Here is an 18,480-nt window from a genome sequence, read left to right on the forward strand (position 1 = left end):
AAATCACAGATAGAAAGTCTGCAAGGACTTTCGTAAACTGGCTTAAACCAGCAATTAATTTTATACGGTGTTGGCAACTGGCTTTTATATTTTCAAATTTTCTAATAATTCAAGTCTATTAATGAAATAACCTAAATCTAAATCTCCTTCACTACGACCTCTGTGAATATTTTCCAAAATATTTAAAAAACTTGAATTCTTTTCCTTGTTAATTATAGAATCAATTAAAAGTTTATTAGAACCATTTTCACTGTCATATTCATAAAGTCTTTTTCTATAATGTCTAGATTCTAAATAATTATGATAAAAATTTACTAAATATACTTCTAACCACATTAGTTCGTGTTCAGTATCATCATTTTTATTAGATTCAATTGTAGCTAAATATTTTTCTTGTACTTGTTTAAGTGTTAGTTTTTTATTCTTTAGATTTTGATAAAATTCACTATTCGTTATTTTTATGAATGCAAGAAATATAAATATATGAGGTACAACATAGTTATTTGCATTAAAACTTCGCAATGCAACTCTTACCAAACCGAAAATCTTTTCTTGTTGTCTTAAAGGAATATTCTTATTTGTGAATAGTAACTTTGATACTCTTAAAAAATGCTCGCCATCTGATTGTAATTCACGAAATTGTTTTCTCTCTGCTGAATCAAAGAATTCCTTAAATTGATAAAAGTCAAATAAATACTTGTAAAATACATCAACTTCAGGTTCTGGAATTGAGTATTCTAGGTCAATAAATCTTCTCAAATATTCATCTGAATCAATAAAATCACTACCGTAAACACCTTTTACAGCATTACCTAATTGAGTTTTATCTATTGATAAAACAAAAACCACATTTGGTACTGAAAAGAAGTGTTTTACTTGTTCTAATATAGAAACTGCGTAATTCGGTCTGCACCTATCTAGTTCGTCAATTATAAATATTAATGGTTTTCCTTCGTATGTATTTGCAATAAATTCGGATAGGCTATTTTTGAATTCAGAAATGCTTTTTTTCTTTTTTGCATATTCATTAACTTCATTTTCAAAAACATCAGATAAGCCTTCTGTTACTCCAACTATCGCTTCTTTTATTCCTTTTGTATCAATGTATTTATCTGCGATTGCTTGTGCTATAATTGGTGCAACGTGTTTAGATAAAATTGCTGCTTTTTTAAGAGTGGATTTGAATTCTGGTTCTGTCGATTTTTTAGTAAGAGTTTTTAATTCTCCCATTAAAGCTGTTAATGGATTGTCTTCAAAATCATTTTCCCAAGCATTGAAATAAACTGTTTTGTGTCCTTTGTTTTTCAAGTCTTGTTGCCACATATTTACAAATGTGGTTTTTCCTGTTCCCCATTTATTGTTAATAGCAAGGACAAATCCATTCGTATATGAATTAATAATATTTGTTAAAACATCTGCGTATTTTTTTCTCTCAAGTTTACAATTTTCAAATGGGTTTTCATTAGGTATTTCAATTTCTAAATGTTTAATGTTCATATGAAATGTTCTTGGTTTTAGCTTGTTGCCAACGTGTTTGTGTATGATTTCGTTGCGTGTTTCAGCACTAAAGTTAGCAAATAAATCACAGATAGAAAGTCTGCGAGGATTTTCGTAAGTAAGCTATAACTAGCAATGAATTATACACGTTGTTGGCAGCAGGGTTTTTCTTAGTCGTTTGTTGTCAGTTGAAAGATTTTCTGAATTCTGAGGGCGAAAGTCGAGTTTTCTCTTTAAAAAGTTTACTAAACGATTGCGAATATTCAAAACCTAATTCGTAGGCAATTTCGCTTATTGAAAGGTCGGATATTGATAGTTTTTCTTTCGCTTTTTCTATCAGTTTATTATGGATATGTTGTTGCGTGTTTTGCCCTGTCAATACTCTAAGAAAACTACCTAAATAACTTGGTGAAACGTTTAGCTGTTTAGCAACAAACTGAACTGTAGGCAATCCTCTGTTTATCAAATTATCATCATTAAAATAGTTGTTTAACAATTTTTCCAAACGCTCCAGAATTTGGTGATTGGCTTTTTCTCTTGTAATGAACTGCCGATTATAGAACCTCTCCGAATAATTGAGTAAAGTTTCAATTTGCGATATAATGATTTGCTTACTGAACCTGTCAAGATTGGAATGGTATTCTGTATAAATATTTTGAACAATACTGTTGATTGTAGTTTCTTCGTTTTTTGATAACCACAATGCTTCATTAACGGAATAAGCAAAAAAATCGTATTGTTTAATAGCCTTTGCCAACGATGTGTTCCAAAAGAAATTGGGGTGGATGAATAATATCCAACCCGAGCGTTTTTCCGTTGAATTTCTATTTGGCTTTATTTTAAAAACCTGGTTTGGGGCACCAAAAAACATAACGCCTTCATCAAAATCATACTCTTGTTGTCCGTATTTCATCTTGGCATTAATGCCTCTTTTGATTGAAATTTGGTAGAAATCAAGTATTAAATTCAAATCACCAATATTGGCAGGTCGTTTTATCATAGAATAATCAACCACACTGATAAGTGGATGTTCGGGCTGTGGCAAACCTCTTAAGCGATGAAACTCGCTGATGGTTTTTATATGTTCTATTTTTGAAATGGCCATATTATAGAGATTGTAATTGCGACTACAAGTTAAACTTTTTTTGAAATATTTTGATATAATAAAAACTTAGAATTGTTTGGGCAGTTTCTGCAAAAACTACCTTTGGTCTTGTATTTTTCACAACACTGTTTTTTTTGTTTTCTTGTGAGTTTTCCAAAAAAAATCTTTATAAGCATTGTTTTTAGATTAATTTGTGCCGATTAAATTTTCCCAATTAGCAAAGGCAAATTTTTCTTTATCCTCTTTGCTTAATTCTGCTGCTTCCAAAAAATTGCGGGCATCTCTACCAGAGCGATATTGAAAAGGATAATCTGCAGAAAAAAGTATGCGGTCTATTCCGATGATTTCAATAGCGTGTTGTAGGTATGACTGACTGAACATACCGCTTGCAGTTACATACAAATTTTGACGGATGTAGTCTATAAACGGTTTGTTGAGTTTTGTAACCTTGTTTAATGAAGCCAATCTTTCGGTATAGAACAAAATAACTTCTCCCCAATGCCCAAGAATGATTTGAAGATTCGGAAAGCGGTCAAAAACTTTTCCCAAAATTAAACGGACAAATTGTATACCTGCTTCGTAATGCCAGCCAAGCCCAAAAGTAGAAAAGGCAATGTCGGTCAATTCGTCAAAGCCGGAATAATAAATATCTCTAACTGCTTTTTGCGGAATTTGAGGATGAATGAACAATGGAACACCAAGTGATTCGGCACATTCAAACAGTTCCCAAAAATCTTTATGGTCGAGGTTTTTTTCTCGCGTTCGACCGCAGAGCATCGCACCTTTTAACCCAAGATTTTTTACCGAACGCTCTAATTCTTTTGCAGATTCTTTTGGGTCGAACATTGGTAAAGTAGCAAAACCTTGGAATCTGTTGGGATATTTTGTTATAACCTCCGCTATAAAATCGTTTGTTTTTTTCGCCAACGGAACACTTTCTTTACCTAAGTTGTGCAAACTTGGACTCGTTAGCGAAAGGACTTGTACGTCAATTCCGGTTTCGTCCATAAGTTGAAGACGTTCACCTCCTATTTCTTCCAAACGACTTTCAATCTTACCAAAATGCAATTTTAACGTTGGGTCGTCTTTATCTAAATTTTTTATCCATTCTTGCTTGACTGCATTGGTCAAAAAATGTTCTTCTATCGCAATTAACTTCATTGTACTTCTATTTTTTTTTGTAAAATTGCAGCAAAACAAAAAAACAGAAGTAGCCGAATCGGCTTTTCTTGTATTCAGAATGAAAGGTCTTTTCGAATAACTGTCTTTTCGAGGTGATGGGAGGACTTGGTTTACCTTGCTGCCAACGTTGTTGTATAAGAAAAGTTGCGTGGTTTAAGCAGTAAATTTAATAAATAAATCACAGATAGAAAGTCCGCGAGGACTTTCGTAAATTGGCTTTTACCAGCAATTTTTTTTATACGGTGTTGGCAACTGTTATTTTTCAATTTATCATATTATTTTTTCCAGAGAATCAATTAACCAAGATTTACTCCAAGTTTTCTTGCAATCTTCTGAACTATAAATCCAATATTATAATAATCTTGAGTTCCTACAACAGTTCCACAACTTGAACATCTTATAAATTGTAGTTTAAAATTTGAGTTTCTTGGTGTTTCAATTTCACACTCAAAAGAAGAACTTGAACATTCAGGATTTGGACATTTTGAAGAATAAGCCATAGTATTTTTATTTTTTAAATTTAATTATGTGTTTAAAGAATCTTTTTTAATTTCTGTTTTGTCAGTTTTTGGTTTTTCCTTTTCATTATTCTGCCAAAAATTAAGAGTTAAAACTGTTATTAAAAAACTCAAAAAAGCAATTATAAATCCAGCTATAATAATTTTCTTACCTATTTTCTTTTCAAAAACTCTTAAAGTTATATCTAAATCAAGTAATTTATCTTGTTTTTTTCTCTTAAAGAATTTTGTTGTTGTTTATTAAATTCGTTTTCAAAGCCACCTAGTTTTAAAAAATTCGCTGTTTTTTGATTTTCTCTGACTGAATGTTCTCCATTGAAGTATTTATTGAAATTTACTTCAGCACAACCAAAATCATCTATGATTGATATTAATCTCTTAAATTCATTTTCTTCTCCGAAAACTAATTCATCAACACTTTTAAAATCTTTCTTTCCAAAATTAAAAACTTGCTTATTTTTTAAATACTCAACATCAATTGAATAAACGCCAACTTTACATAATTCATTAATTATAAAATCTAAAACGGAAATATCTTCTTTTTGTAATTCAGTCATTTTTGAGTTTGATTGGAAATAGTTGCCAACGTGTTTGTGTATGAAAAGTTGCGTTTTTGTGAGCGAGGATTTTCCGTAGGAAAATCAGACGTAACAAAAGTGCAACTAACTTTATTTAAGCACTAATTTAGCATTTTTTTATACACGATGTTAGGCACAGTTTTTTATTTAATTCCAAATTGAAAAAGTAAAGGTCTTTCGATTATTTCATAAATATTTTCAGGTTTCTTTTTGTCAACTTTTACGAAAGTGATTTTCTTTGAACCAATATCTTTTATAAAAGTCTTTTCAAAATCAGTTAAGTTTTCTTTGGTTAATAACCTTTTCGATTTCCCAAGTATTGTTGATATTGTCAATTTTTTTCCAACTATATCTTCATCTATTTTGTTCTGAACTAGTCGAATAAAATCTTCGTAATTGTCAATCATTGTTTCAACTCTCCCTTTCATTTTCTTGTCATTAACAAATAGATTTGATAATAAATGATTTACGATTTCCAATAAAAGATATAGATGCGCTTTTTTAGGTATTTCTATTTCGTGAAGAGCATCATTGCCCAAAAATCTGATTGAATGAAGTCTTTTGGATTCAGCAATAGTTAAATGACCGTTTTTGCTTAATCCGTCAATTCGTTCGGCCAAATTTCTTCCGGTAATCTTTAAGTGATTACAAATTGCTTCAATTATTGCTCTTAAACCTCCTGCAGTTAAAATTGATGAATTAGATTTAAATGAAGCAATGGTCTCTGAATAAATAACTCTAATCTTTTCAGGTAAATAAAATAATTGTTTGATAGATTCTCCACTTTCAAGATACGGTGGGAAAACAGTTTTATCAAAATAGTAGTCGGGTTCCCCATGTGGTCCAGTAGGTTCCATCATTTCTGTATCTCCATATACTTCATAAAATGAAATATTATCACAACCATCACATTTGACAAGGGAATAACTTCTGTACCATTGAAAATCTCCATCTTCATCGCCTCCTCTTTTTTCAATCTTATGAACTTCGGACTGATTTCTCAAACCTTTACAATTATTGCAGAAAATTTTTTCTTCCATTTCGTGATTTTAAATTGTGCCTAACGTTGTTGTGTATGGTTAGTTGCGTGGTTAAGCAACTAAGTTAGCAAACATTTACGAACCCGTGAATATTCCGCAGGAATATTCGCAAGTAAGCTCAATGAAGCAATTAATTATACACGGTGTTGTGCGTTCGTTATTTTTTTAATTCGTTTATTGTTTCTTCCAATGCTAAAACCCATCCATTTTTAATATCATCATTATCTTTTTCTGCAATTTTCAGATTTTCGCTTAAATATGGCAAAAATTCCTTGTCATTCAGTTTTAAAATTGATTCAAATAATAAAGTTCCATAATCTCCATTTTTGAGTTCGGAAATAATTACTTCTTTTATTCTTCTATCCAGTCTATTAGCTAAACCAACAATTGCTTCTGATTTTGTTTCAAAGTTAGAATCATTTATCCTATTCCATAAAGCATTTCTAATATCTTCTGTGTCATTTTCGAGTTGTCTTCCAATTCCAAAAGTTGCCCAATTTCTAATATCAGAATCTTTGTCACTAGATAACTCGATTAGAGTTTTAATCGCATTCTCATTTTCTAAACAAGAAATAGCAAGAGTTAGTTCAAACCTGACATCCGCAAAGTTATGAGTTTTGTATTCTATTAGTTTTGAAATCTGATTCTCATTTAAGTTCTCATTATTATGACTTATTGAAGATAAAATTGCTGATATCACTTTTGGTGATTTTTCATTTTCTAATAATTTGAAATATAAATCTACTGTTTTGTTTTGTTGAAACCTTGGGTCAAAACCTAATTGCGCTAACACATAAATTCCAATAATTTTGTCTTTTTCACTTTCGGAATTGGCAAGTTTGAAAGCTCGATTATAAACTTCTTTATTCGGTCTTTTTCTTAATTCTCCAACATTATCCCAAAAAGTTTTTTGCGTTTTATTTTTCAGCAGTCGAGTGAATATTTTTTCAGATGTCCATTTTTTTCGACTCATTTTTCTTTTTTCGAGGTTGCTGGTTAATGACGCACAACGTTTATGTATAAGGAAAGTTGCGTGTTTGTGTGCGAGGATTTTCCGAAGGAAAATCAGAAGCTAGCAAACGAGCAACTAACATTGGTTTAGGTAAAACTAGCAATTTTTTTTATACGGTGTTGGCAATAGTTTTTTTTATTTCAGTTAGTATATTTGCTATTTATTCAGTCATCAGTTTTTTTATAAATTCATTCGTGAATTCAGATTCCGAGGTTTTTACAAACAGAGTGNTGTGTGTTTACCTTTACTGAGTTCATCAAGAATTTTTAGTTTAAAAGGTTCTGAATACCGTCTAATTACTTTGTCATTTTTGTACATAATGTTTAAAATTATGTAGCCTTTATTCAGGACGGGTCATTGTGGCTAACAACGTGTTTATATATGGTTTGTTGCGTGGTTTAAGCACCTAATTTAGTAAATAATTACCAACCAAGAAAGTCCGAGAGGACTTTCGTAAGTAAGCAAAAAGCCAGCAATAAATTATATATGGTGTTGCCACACGTAATTATTCAGTTTCTTCTTTTTCCAAATATTCAAAACTTTGTTCAAAATATTTTTTTACAGATTGTTTCATAAATTTTGAATAATCTGTTTTTTCATTCCTTTCTTTAGATAACCAAGCCATTGAATAAGCAATTATTTGTTCAGGCAAATAACCTTGATTGCTCGATTGCCATCCAAAACCTCCATTTGTCGAAAATTGAGAAAACTTAAACCTTGAATTTCCAATAAAAATTCCAAAACCATAAGTAATAGCGGTTAAATCTGTTAAAAATTCGTCATTCTCCTCAATTCGATTTTCTCCTAATAATATTTGATGCGATAATTCGTGAGAAATTGTTGCAATTAAAGAAATAGGATCTTTCAATTGTTGTGTTTCAATTGAAATTATTATTTCATTTTCTTTCATTTCATAAGTTCCAGAAGCACTTTCCCATTTTCCATTTATGTCAGCAGGTGTTGTTAGTATTCCTCCATTTTCAGACTCTACAATACCATCTGTAAAAAAATCAAGTTTAATCTCACAATTTTCAATTCTCATTAGTTCCATTGTTCGTTTGAGAATAAATTCAGCATCTTTTTCAGTTCCGTCAAAAGTTCTTTCGTAGAATTCTTTTGTTGGTGTAATTGTTCTAATTTCTTGAAAATGTTCTTTTCCAAATTCAGTTCTTAACCAATTCAAATCTTCGTTAATCCAAATTCTATCTTCTTCCGTAATTGGCAATTTCTTTTTTCTATTCCAGAACATTTTCGGTTCAGTTTTTTATGTGTGGCAACGGTTTTGTATAAGCTTTGTTGCGTGTTTTAAGCAATGAATTTACTAAATAAAAATCGAACGGAGAAATTCCGGAGGAATTTCCCAAGTGAGCTAAAACCAGCAATAAAGTTTATACGGTGTTGTACACAGTTTTTATTTCCGATTAATTATTTGTTCAACGTATTTTTTATGATTTTCAAATCCATTATTTTTTGGATTATCTAAATCAATAAATGAATCCAAACTTGTATCATAGACTTTCCATTTGTGTTTTTTGGCTAATTCAATAAGTTCAAAAAGCCCATTTTCTCCATACAAATTCAGCATTTTTGTACCTGTAGGTTCTTTGTCAATAAAAAAGTCAATTGAATAATCAGAACCTTTTATTTCTCTATGATTTTCGTCAGATATAATTTCCACGAATGACTTTTCTAGAATAGTACTGAACATAATCGGCTTAAGAATGTTTTCGTCAAAATCCAAGTCAGATGGGATTTTCTCATTTGAATTAAATAATACTATTGCCCAACTCATAAAATAAATTCAAAGATTATAATTGCAATTATGAATAATAAAATATAAAATAGAATTCCAGCAGTTCGAGCATTTTTGACTTGTTTAATTTTCTTTTCAAAACCAAATTTTTTGTAACGTTCGTATTCAATTTGATTTGCGCTTTTTGGATTTAAACGCCAATTTGAATTAACTGGAAATATGAAAAAGCTCAACCATTCTTCTCTTGTTAATGGTATGGTTTTTCGTTTTTCTTTATTCTCTAATTCTTGGTTCAAATGTTTCTCTTAAAATGTCTCGTCCTGAAATATGGCTACAGGTTAAAATTTATTTTTAAGCTGATAATTTATATACCATATTCGGTGTTTTATAACCTAAAGATAAGTGTAATCTTATTTCGTTGTATAAATTAATTGCATTTTTTGCAGCTCTCTTTGCGTGAGCTTTGTTATCAAAGGTTTGGTCGAGATAAAACTCATCTTTTAGAATTCCATTTATGCGTTCTGCCATAGCATTTNTGAATTTGAGTTTGTATATTTCCTATTTGTGTTTTAAGAGTATCTTGAAGCATAAACCAAGACATTTCTGATGTTTCAGAGTTTATAAGTGTTTTATTAGCTGTATTATTTGACGGACTTAATAAAGATTCTTGACTAAATACTTGAGCAGAGGCTCCGAAAATAAATAGTAAAATGTAAAGCGTGTTTTTCATTTGTTTAAGTTTTAATATCTATTTAGACGTCAAAGTTGAATTTTTGTTACAAACTCGTCCGCATTATGTACAACGTGTTTGTATAAGATTAGTTGCGTTTTTTAAGCACTAAAGTTAGCAAATAAATCACAGATAGAAAGTCCGCGAGGACTTTCGTAAGTAGGCTAGAACTAGCAATTAATTTTATACGGTGTTGTAGCACGTTATTTTTCTCTCAATGCTTTTTCAATCTCATTTTCAACTGATAGTGAAGGCTCGATAATATTCGAGTTAATTATTTTCCCATTTTTTCCTATAAGAATATATCTCGGAATTGATTTAATATTGTAGCTATTTCCAAATTCGGTTCGCATTCCGTTTTCAATAAATAGATTTGTTCCTAATTTTTTTTTCTCTTTCCCTAAAAACGAGAGCCATTTGTCTTTTGACGAATCTACAGAAACAAATAAAATTGCTACATCATCGTTGGTTTTATATTTTTCAGCAAATTCAAGAACCTTTGGTCTATGGTTTAAACAAGGTGCGCACCAAGTAGCCCAAGTATCAATAAAAATAACCTTTCCTATTAAGCTTTCTAAATTAAATTGATTTCCAAATTTATCTTCTGCCTGAAATAAATATGCTTTTTCTCCATTTTGTGAAGCGTAAAAAGAAGAAGATGGTTGTTCTAATATATTGTAATAAAGATTCGTTTTCTCAGAATTTAAAATTTGGGTTAAAACCTCTGTATCAAATAATTTTTTGTGTTTTTCCCATAATAGAGGATCCTCAATCAATGCTTTAATATAATTTGCTTTTAAAAAATCAGCTAACTCTTTGTTATTTATCTTTTCTTCAATAAATCTCAAAAAATCGGTGATACTTTCTATAGATTGATTTTTTCTTAAATACTCAACTTCGTACTTATACAGATAAATAAAGGGATTGGATTTTAATGTTTTAGAAGCTTTTGGAATCTTCTCGATAAAATTAAAGTAACTATCATTTGGATTTAAATTTTTGGTAGTTCTACCAAAAAAAAACAAATAATTATAAATACGTGCAATATTTTGAAAATATAGTATCTCTGCTATTTCAGGACTGAATTGTCCTTCAGATTTTCTTATTTCATTTTCTCTTTTAATTCTGAGTTTTTCAAATAAAATAGGAATAGAATCTATGTTTTTAGTATTAAATATAAATTTACTATTTTCAGATATAAATGGTATAGTACTTCTCCAAAGGTAGTTAATTAGAGAATCACTTTTGGAATTAGTTGTTAGGCTAGAATCGGGTAATATGGATATGTTCAAATTTTTATTTTGAGCCAATATGGTCAGATATCCTCGGTTATTGTTTTTAAAATGAATGCTAGCTACAGTTGGAAAATCTAATTTAACAGTTTTTGTTTCTTTACTCTCGTAAACTTTTGCAATCGGTTTTTTAGTAATCAATTCCGAAATGTAGATTGTATCTAATTTAATTTTTGAATTGAGGCTAATGTCGAATCCAGTAATTTTTTCTTTACAGCCATAGAACAAGCATAAAGTTGCAAATAGTAATATGTATTTTGATTTCATTTAGTAGGTTTTTGTAATGTGCTACAACGTGATTGTATAAGATTAGTTGCGTGTTTTAAGCACTAAAGTTAGCAAATAAATCACAGATAGAAAGTCCGAGAGGACTTTCGTAAATTGGCTAAAACTAGCAATTAATTTTATACGGTGTTGTACACCGTTTTTTTCTAAAGTTCATTAATTGTTTTTTCAATTTCCATTTGATAAACTTCGTCAAATAAAGCAACGTAACTGTCAGATGTTTTGTAACCTTTTTTTATTAAATCTAGTGCTTTATTTAAACTTTCACGACCAGACAATGAGTCATTAAGCTCTATTTGGGCAAGACCTTTATAATAAAAAGATTCACTACTTTTCCCCCATAACTTTATTGTATTGTCATAATATTCAATAGCTTTTTTCTGTTGACCTAATAAATGTAATGTTCTCGCTTTTTGGAAGTAAATTTGATGTGAAATCCAATTTTCATCGTGCTCTTTTAGTTCAGATTTAATTGCGTTATCAAATAATTTTAATGCTTTAGAATATTGTCCTAATTCTTTATAACATAAAGCTTTTGTGAAAAGTATATTATCTCCTTGGGGATAATCAACAAAATCTGGAGTAAAGGCATCATATCTATTCAAGTGAAATAATGCTTTTTCATAATCTCTGTAATAGTAAAGTAATAACCAACCATAATAGCCATCAACTTCTTCTGGTTCCAATTCCGATGCTTTGTCTAAATATTCTATAGCTTTGTTATAATTACCATTTTTTGAGTTTTGAACAGAAGCTGAATGATATTGTGAAGCACTAAAGTTCTTTAGTTTTTTTATTGATTTTTCAATCATTTCATTTCCGTCTTTATCATAACCAAACCATTGCATTTGTGAACCAATTAAATAATTAATTACATAATATGGTTTTGGTTTAATTATAACAAAAAGTAAAATCAGTATTAGAACTGTACTTAAAAGTCCAAGTATGATGCGTTTAATCCATTTTATCATTTCGGTAATATTTCTTTAATTTCGCCATTAATTACTTTTATTGCTAAAAATTTAAATGAATTAATATTTTCATTATCATCATTGGTTCCTGGAGTCCAATTATTTAATTTTTTAGCTATTGAAACTGTTTGGTTAGTGATAGAATCATTCATAGTTATTGATTCATATTTTAGATTATAAGTCTCAAATTCAAAATTTCCAGTTTCTCCTTTACAATTAACATCAAATCGAATTTTTACTATTCCAGAGTTTTGACCTTTTTTTACGGTAATGTATTCTTTCTTATATTTTTCCTTTATTGCAAAAATTCCACCTTCATAATCTAATCCTGTTAGATAATAGGGTTTAAGAATTCCCAAACCGCATAATTCCAATTCTCCAGATTTTCTATTGCAAGAAAAAAATGTAATTATTGTTAAAATATAAATTAAATTTCGCATTTTTTTTTAATGGTGTACAACGTGTTTGTATATGGTTTGTTGCGTGGTTTAAGCACCTAATTTAGCAAATAAAAACCGAATAGAAAATCCGCGAGGATTTTCGTAAGTAGGCTAGAACTAGCAATAAATTATATACGGTGTTGCCAATAGTACTTATATGCTATTTCTTGTCATAAAGTCAATAACACTTTGTAACATTAATTCAACTTGTTCTTTTGTGTATTCGCCATATTTTCCGTGAGCAGCCTTATTCCTTAAATCTAACCACGCAGTTACATTCTTTTGGTCAAGTTTATTATATATAGTTGCTTTTGTTAATTCAGCGTTTAACAAGTCCGCTTTCTTTGGGATTTGTTTTCCACCTTTTTCAGACGTAATATCAATTCCATTTTTCGTGCATAACTGTCTTAAATGCTCTTCTAAAACGCTTCCAATCATAACCGCAGAAGCATCTTTATAATTTTCGTTCAGTAAATGTTCAGCCATTTCAATAAAATCAGTAAAGATTTCGGCTGTTACTAAACCTCGAATAGTATTCAGCCAACCTTGTTCAATTTCTGTTTTTATTGATGTTAATATTCCTCTTCCTGCTTTAGCATCGTATGGTGTTGCCCTATTGCAACTATTTGTGAAATTTTCGTAATATGGATGGTCTTTATCGAATAAATTTAGAATAAAAGATAAAGATGCATTCTTGAAAGCATTGAATTGTTCGTTGTCAACATAAGATGTCGAAAATGAACCAGTTCCTCTTCTTTCAGTTCTTAAAACATTATCAGCCAATTCAATCAATTGGTTTATTCTTATATTCAATCTTTCTTGTGTGTTCATTTTTTTGGTATTATTGGCAACGTGTTTGTATATGGTTTGTTGCGTGTTTTAAGCACTAAAGTTAGCAAATAAATCACAGATAGAAAATCCGCGAGGATTTTCGTAAGTAGGCACGAACTAGCAATAAATTATATACGGTGTTGTAAGCCGTTTTTATTCTTCCATTCTTTCATCTCGATTACCTTTTATAGCAAGATGAAAACTATCGTTAGGGTTAATATTATATTTTTTTAGTTTGTTTTCAACTTCATTTCTTATGGACTTTAAATCTTTATTTATTGCAAGACTTTTTAAAATTGTAACTGTCTCTTCAATTCCGTCAACAATTGTTTCAACAGAAAAATCTATATTCATTGGATTAGTTGACAATTCAATGTCGAAATAAGTTCCAGCTTGCATTGTTTCTTTTTTACTCCAAATCAATTTATTATTCGGTTGATGAAGGAATTCGGAAATTTTTTCAATTTTTTCTTCAGTTGTCATTTATTTGATTTTTATTTTGTCTAATAGATTTTTAAGTCGCTCGAGAAGTTCATCATAAAGCACAAATTCGATGTCTTTCAAACTCTCACGAAGATTTTTAAAATGATTTAGTTTCTTCTTTGTATTCAATTCCTTTGTAGAGCCTGCTACAATTATCACTCTTGGATTTATAATATTAACATCAATTCCTTCTTCGCTTTCAGTTTCGGTTTCTTCTTTAATTGCCTTTGTGTAGCTAATAGCATTTTCCTTTGATTTTTGTAAATAATCAGTTGCCTGTGCAATTACCATAGAAACATCTTTTGTCCAATACCAAGTTTTATGGCTTGAGTCGTATTGAATTAAAGGTGTACTACTTTTTTTGAGTTCATAAAAGTCTATGTATCCATAAATATCAACCAAAACCAAATCAGGATATTTTGTTATGCCAGTAGCAATATTTTTATAGTTGATTTTATGTGCGTAGCGTGTGTCAAAAAGTGTAATGTATTCATCAAAAAATTTCTGCCAAGAACTTTCAGGTGGATTTTCCTTTAACAAGGATTCATATTTAGTAATAATCTCTTGAAGTGTTAGGATTTGAGCATTTTTTTGAAGCCCAAATGTCATTCTTTTGACTAAATCTGCTCTTTTATATTTTTTTGAAGCATCAACATAAAAATCTCCAATTTTTTCAATATCATCAGCTGTTAGTTGGTCAATTAGTTTTTGATTGAGATTTCTTAAAATCAGCTTTTTATTATTATTTGTCTCTTTATAGTCAAAAGCTATTTCTGGAAATATATCTACTAAAAAATTTTTAATTAGAATTTTTTTAGTGTCATTACAAGCTCTTTGTTCTTGATTTGTACTTGAAATTAATGCTGAAAGGTCATTTAGATTTAAAAAAAGATTTTTTCTAACTTTTTTAGATTCAATATCTTCTGATATTATAATTTTATTTATTCGCTTATCATCGAATTGATACCTAAAAAAACTGTTTACCGTATTGTCACTAAATCCATAACCAAAAGAACTAAACATATATGGAATTTCTTCAAAATCTCTTAGTTCAATTTGTTTTATAGTTTGTCCATCGTAGTCGAAAAAATAATCTTTCCCTTTTTGTTCATAGATTTTGACGAATTCCTTTTCCTCATCTTCTTTGTGTTGACGATATACGACTTTTTTATCTCCAACTTTTTCTTCGAAGAGAATTAACTTTTTAGTTTCTTGGAATTGTTCTTTCATATGTTGGTTTTCTCAAATGGCTTACAACGTGTTTGTATATGGTTTGTTGCGTGGTTTAAGCAACTAATTTAGTAAATAATTACCGACCAAGAAAGTCCGCGAGGACTTTCGTAAGTAGGCGAGAAGCCAGCAATAAATTATATACGGTGTTGTGCATAGTGCTTTTCACGTTCAGCTTGGTTTTCCGATGTTTGTTATTTAGTTCAAATATTAGCGTTGGCAAGACATACTCTTTTACAGTTTTGGCGAAGCTTGGATGAAGCGACTGTAAATGTGTATGGCTTTAAGCGTTGGCATTTTTCTGCTAATTATTAAATCCATCGTCTTACTTTTTTTGCGTATTCTTTATATTCATTGCCGAATTCACGTTTTAAAAATTCTTCTTCCATTCGTATTTGTGTATTTATGCTTAAAGTAGATAATGAAATTATTAGTAATGTAAATGCATTAGGAATTACAAGGAATAACCCAATATTCGTAATCATTATTCCTAAAAATATAGGATTTCTTGAAATTGAAAATACTCCTTTTGTTACCAATTTGGTTTTGTTGTTTTCATCAATTCCGATTCTCCAAGAATTTGCCATTTGGCTTTGAGAAAACCAAACAAAAATCAGCGATACTAACAAAAGTACCCATCCAATTTTCTGTAAAGTTTGATTTTCCAAATACCAAAAAGGAAGTAAATATTCATACCATTCTTCTTTGAAAGCATAGATTCCTACAACAATTAGCTCAAGAACTGTGATAAATTTAAAAACCTTACCATTATAGTCGTGTGCATTATCTGTTTTTTCAAATGTGAATGGATTTATTCCAGTTTTTTTCCAAAGTAATACAGACCTTAAAACAAAGACCAATAAAAAATACAATATGAGATAAGCGAATAATAACATAGTTTCTAATTTTATGTAAAAATGCTATAATAACCAATGCAATGGAAGTGCATTTATTGTCCGCTACATTTATCGCAAATGCCTTTTACAACTAAGTTTACGTTTTCTGAAACAAATCCATCAGGCACTTTTATTTGAGGGATTTTATGTTCTGTTAAACAAATGGTTTCGTTGCAGTTATTACAATGAAAATGTAAATGCAAATCGGTTTCAATCTCACAATTACAACCTTTTTCACACAAAGCATATTTCGTAATTCCTGTGCCATCGTCTATTTGATGCACAATTTCTTTTTCTTCAAATGTTTTAATAGTTCTGTATAATGTTGTCCTATCTGCTTTCTCAAAAGCATTTTCTATATCACTTAATGTAACTGCAACTTGTTTTTCGGCAAGGAACTTATATATTAATAAACGCATTGCAGTTGCTCGAATATCTTTTGATTCTAAAAATTCTTCTATTTTTTGCATATTTTCTTAATGTTCTTCGTTTCCAAATGGTTTAATTATTATGCCTACACTAAAAATAAAACCGTCTGTTGGTGCATAGATTTCGGGAAATTCTGGATTTTCGTGTGGTGGTAAAACCAAAGGTGAAAACCTACTTTGTCTTCTGTCTGTGAAATTTTCAAAGTTCACAAATGCACTACCAAATTTAAAGTTTCTCATTAACAGTAAACCCATTGTTACAAAATCTGTAGTTTCTGTTCCGTTTGATAAAAATTGTTTTCCTGTGTAAAAAGTTTCATAACCTATACGCCATTTTTCAGATTCGTACATCAAAACACTTCCTGCATTATGTTTTGCAGTTAATGGTTTTTGTGGATTTCCTGCCAAATAGTTCAATTTAGTGTCTATAAGTGCATAATTTAAAAACCATCTAAAATCTTTATAAGTAAACTTTATATTTGTTTCTGCTCCTTTGCTTAAAATTTCATCAGTTGCATTTTCAAATGCAAACATTCCGCTGTCTGTACTATTTAACAGCAAACCGTTGTTAATTGCTGTGACATAGAAAAGTTGATTAATTGAAAAGCCAATATTTTCAAATAAACGTGTTTGATAGTTGAAATCAAGATTTACACCATAAGAACGCTCTGCCTTTAATGAAGATTTATCAATTCCAAGAACATTTTCAAAGTTTATAAATTCAGCCTCTTCTGTAAAAATATCTGGAATTTTATAACCTAAACCACCACCAATTCTACTCGAAAATCCGCTATCATTTTTATAAAGCACAGAAATTTTTGGAAGTGGAAAAAAGCCAAAATCAGTATTGTAATCTGCTCGCAATCCAGTTTCTAAAATCCAATTTTCGGAAAGGTCATAAATATTGTTAGCAAACATTCCGTAAGTGATGTCTTTTTGGTCACGTTGCAAAGTTGCATTATCATTTTCGTCAAAGTTTGAAGTATATAAATTTGCTCCAAAAATCCAATCTGCTTTTGAAGTCTCTCTTTGATAAGTGATTTCCGTAAATGTGTTGGTTTGTTTACCATCAAAATTGAAATCTGGAATCGTTAAATTTCTATCGAAAAAGGATACACTATTTTTAATGTTTAAAGAACTAATAGAATCTATTTGAGTTTTGTAAACTGCTTGACTACTCAATCTTTTTGAAATGTTTTCCTCTGTATATTGATGAATTCCATTTTCGCCACTTTCTATTTTAGTAATGTCTCCACCAATTCTATCGTCATAAGTTCCGTTTAGACCAAACCAAAACGTAGTTTTGTCAGAAGGATAATAAAAGAATTTTGGATTAAATGAAATAGATTTAGTTTTTGGTAAATTACTAAAACCATCATCTTCTGGGTCGTAAGCTTTTTGATAGTGACCTGAACCGTAAAGTGAAACACCAAATTTTCCATTCCGTTTACTGTAAAATATGTTTGCAGTACTTCCCAAAGCTTGTGTTTGCGTAAGCATAATATCTAAAGCAGGTTCTTCGTCAGGTGTTTTTGACACCATATTTATTAAACCTGCAATTGCTCCACCACCATAAAGTGTAGATGAACTTCCTTTAATAATTTCAAATTGTTGCAAATCTAAAGGTGGAATTTGTAAAATACTCAAACCACTTGAAAAGCCTCCATAAAGCGGAAATCCATCTCTTAAAAGTTGTGTGTAACGACCATCAAGACCTTGAATTCTAATGTTTGTACTTCCACTACTTAAAGATGTTTGTTGCATTTGTATTCCTGTACTTTCACGAAGCACCATCGAAATATTTGTTGGATTCATAATTGCTTTTTCTCCCAATTCCTCAACTCCAATAAACTCGATTCTTGTTGGAATTTTTTTTACAGTTCTTGTACTTCTTGAAGATTGTAATACAACTTCATCCAATTCGTTTCCTCCACTTTTTAATTTGAAAATCAAGTCTGAATTACTTGGGATTTGAATAGTTGTTTTTAGAGTTTCAAAGCCTAAAAAAGAAACTATGATAATATGTTCGCCATTCGGAATTTCGTTAAAAGTTGCAATTCCGTCAAAATCGGTTACTGCTCCTTTTTCTAATTCCTCAAAATATACTGTTGCTCCAAATAACGGTTCGTTTTCGGATTCTGAAGTTACCTTTATTTGTATATCAGATGTTTGCGCTTTTATAGAAAAGCACGTTATAATTGTGAGCATT

20 protein-coding genes are annotated in these 18,480 nt (G+C 30.1%); all 20 read right to left on the minus strand.

All coding sequences use genetic code 11. From position 1 onward, the window contains the following. Positions 1 to 84: 84 nt before the first annotated feature. Positions 85 to 1,497 (minus strand): P-loop NTPase fold protein, encoded by a 1,413-nt coding sequence (locus ACJJVY_RS00895; RefSeq protein WP_405604186.1) that lies wholly within the window; start codon positions 1,495 to 1,497, stop codon positions 85 to 87. Positions 1,498 to 1,681: 184 nt separating this feature from the next. Next, positions 1,682 to 2,602 (minus strand): helix-turn-helix domain-containing protein, encoded by a 921-nt coding sequence (locus tag ACJJVY_RS00900; protein WP_405604188.1) that lies wholly within the window; start codon positions 2,600 to 2,602, stop codon positions 1,682 to 1,684. Positions 2,603 to 2,788: 186 nt separating this feature from the next. After that, on the minus strand, positions 2,789 to 3,763 hold the full coding sequence (locus ACJJVY_RS00905) for an amidohydrolase family protein (protein ID WP_405604190.1): 975 nt from the start codon (positions 3,761 to 3,763) through the stop codon (positions 2,789 to 2,791). 317 nt (positions 3,764 to 4,080) lie between these two features. Continuing rightward, positions 4,081 to 4,284, minus strand: a complete 204-nt coding sequence (locus ACJJVY_RS00910; RefSeq protein WP_405604192.1) for a hypothetical protein — start codon at positions 4,282 to 4,284, stop codon at positions 4,081 to 4,083. A 203-nt stretch (positions 4,285 to 4,487) separates the two neighbouring features. Further along, positions 4,488 to 4,859: a hypothetical protein gene (locus ACJJVY_RS00915; RefSeq protein WP_405604194.1), complete on the minus strand. Its 372-nt coding sequence runs from the start codon at positions 4,857 to 4,859 to the stop codon at positions 4,488 to 4,490. Positions 4,860 to 5,023: 164 nt separating this feature from the next. After that, positions 5,024 to 5,920, minus strand: coding sequence for a DUF4145 domain-containing protein (locus ACJJVY_RS00920; protein ID WP_405604196.1), 897 nt, complete (start codon positions 5,918 to 5,920; stop codon positions 5,024 to 5,026). 157 nt (positions 5,921 to 6,077) lie between these two features. Beyond that, positions 6,078 to 6,893, minus strand: a complete 816-nt coding sequence (locus ACJJVY_RS00925) for a hypothetical protein (protein ID WP_405604198.1) — start codon at positions 6,891 to 6,893, stop codon at positions 6,078 to 6,080. Between the two features lie 544 nt (positions 6,894 to 7,437). Continuing rightward, positions 7,438 to 8,181 (minus strand): hypothetical protein, encoded by a 744-nt coding sequence (locus tag ACJJVY_RS00930; RefSeq protein WP_405604200.1) that lies wholly within the window; start codon positions 8,179 to 8,181, stop codon positions 7,438 to 7,440. Positions 8,182 to 8,343: 162 nt separating this feature from the next. Beyond that, entirely contained in the window at positions 8,344 to 8,724 is a 381-nt protein-coding gene (locus ACJJVY_RS00935; protein ID WP_405604202.1) for a hypothetical protein, read from the minus strand. Then, positions 8,721 to 8,981 carry a hypothetical protein gene (locus ACJJVY_RS00940; RefSeq protein WP_405604203.1) on the minus strand — a complete coding sequence of 87 codons (261 nt, stop codon included), beginning with the start codon at positions 8,979 to 8,981 and terminating at the stop codon, positions 8,721 to 8,723. The genes ACJJVY_RS00935 and ACJJVY_RS00940 overlap by 4 nt, the downstream gene beginning before the upstream one ends. A gap of 55 nt (positions 8,982 to 9,036) precedes the next feature. After that, positions 9,037 to 9,213 (minus strand): integrase core domain-containing protein, encoded by a 177-nt coding sequence (locus ACJJVY_RS00945; RefSeq protein ID WP_405604205.1) that lies wholly within the window; start codon positions 9,211 to 9,213, stop codon positions 9,037 to 9,039. A gap of 405 nt (positions 9,214 to 9,618) precedes the next feature. Beyond that, on the minus strand, positions 9,619 to 10,974 hold the full coding sequence (locus tag ACJJVY_RS00950) for a TlpA family protein disulfide reductase (RefSeq protein ID WP_405604207.1): 1,356 nt from the start codon (positions 10,972 to 10,974) through the stop codon (positions 9,619 to 9,621). A gap of 164 nt (positions 10,975 to 11,138) precedes the next feature. After that, positions 11,139 to 11,840, minus strand: coding sequence for a tetratricopeptide repeat protein (locus ACJJVY_RS00955; protein ID WP_405604209.1), 702 nt, complete (start codon positions 11,838 to 11,840; stop codon positions 11,139 to 11,141). Between the two features lie 119 nt (positions 11,841 to 11,959). After that, complete coding sequence (locus tag ACJJVY_RS00960) at positions 11,960 to 12,403, minus strand: hypothetical protein (RefSeq protein WP_405604211.1); 444 nt, start codon at positions 12,401 to 12,403, stop codon at positions 11,960 to 11,962. A 153-nt stretch (positions 12,404 to 12,556) separates the two neighbouring features. Further along, positions 12,557 to 13,234 (minus strand): DUF4145 domain-containing protein, encoded by a 678-nt coding sequence (locus tag ACJJVY_RS00965; RefSeq protein WP_104514760.1) that lies wholly within the window; start codon positions 13,232 to 13,234, stop codon positions 12,557 to 12,559. Between the two features lie 153 nt (positions 13,235 to 13,387). Beyond that, positions 13,388 to 13,717: a hypothetical protein gene (locus ACJJVY_RS00970; RefSeq protein ID WP_405604213.1), complete on the minus strand. Its 330-nt coding sequence runs from the start codon at positions 13,715 to 13,717 to the stop codon at positions 13,388 to 13,390. After that, positions 13,718 to 14,947 (minus strand): Shedu immune nuclease family protein, encoded by a 1,230-nt coding sequence (locus tag ACJJVY_RS00975; RefSeq protein WP_405604215.1) that lies wholly within the window; start codon positions 14,945 to 14,947, stop codon positions 13,718 to 13,720. Between the two features lie 311 nt (positions 14,948 to 15,258). Next, on the minus strand, positions 15,259 to 15,843 hold the full coding sequence (locus ACJJVY_RS00980; RefSeq protein WP_405604217.1) for a methyltransferase family protein: 585 nt from the start codon (positions 15,841 to 15,843) through the stop codon (positions 15,259 to 15,261). 53 nt (positions 15,844 to 15,896) lie between these two features. Then, complete coding sequence (locus ACJJVY_RS00985) at positions 15,897 to 16,313, minus strand: Fur family transcriptional regulator (RefSeq protein WP_108805524.1); 417 nt, start codon at positions 16,311 to 16,313, stop codon at positions 15,897 to 15,899. Positions 16,314 to 16,319: 6 nt separating this feature from the next. Then, positions 16,320 to 18,479 (minus strand): TonB-dependent receptor, encoded by a 2,160-nt coding sequence (locus tag ACJJVY_RS00990; protein ID WP_405604219.1) that lies wholly within the window; start codon positions 18,477 to 18,479, stop codon positions 16,320 to 16,322. Position 18,480 lies beyond the last annotated feature (1 nt).

Source organism: Polaribacter sp. Asnod1-A03 (assembly GCF_045063585.1).
GTDB lineage: Bacteria > Bacteroidota > Bacteroidia > Flavobacteriales > Flavobacteriaceae > Polaribacter.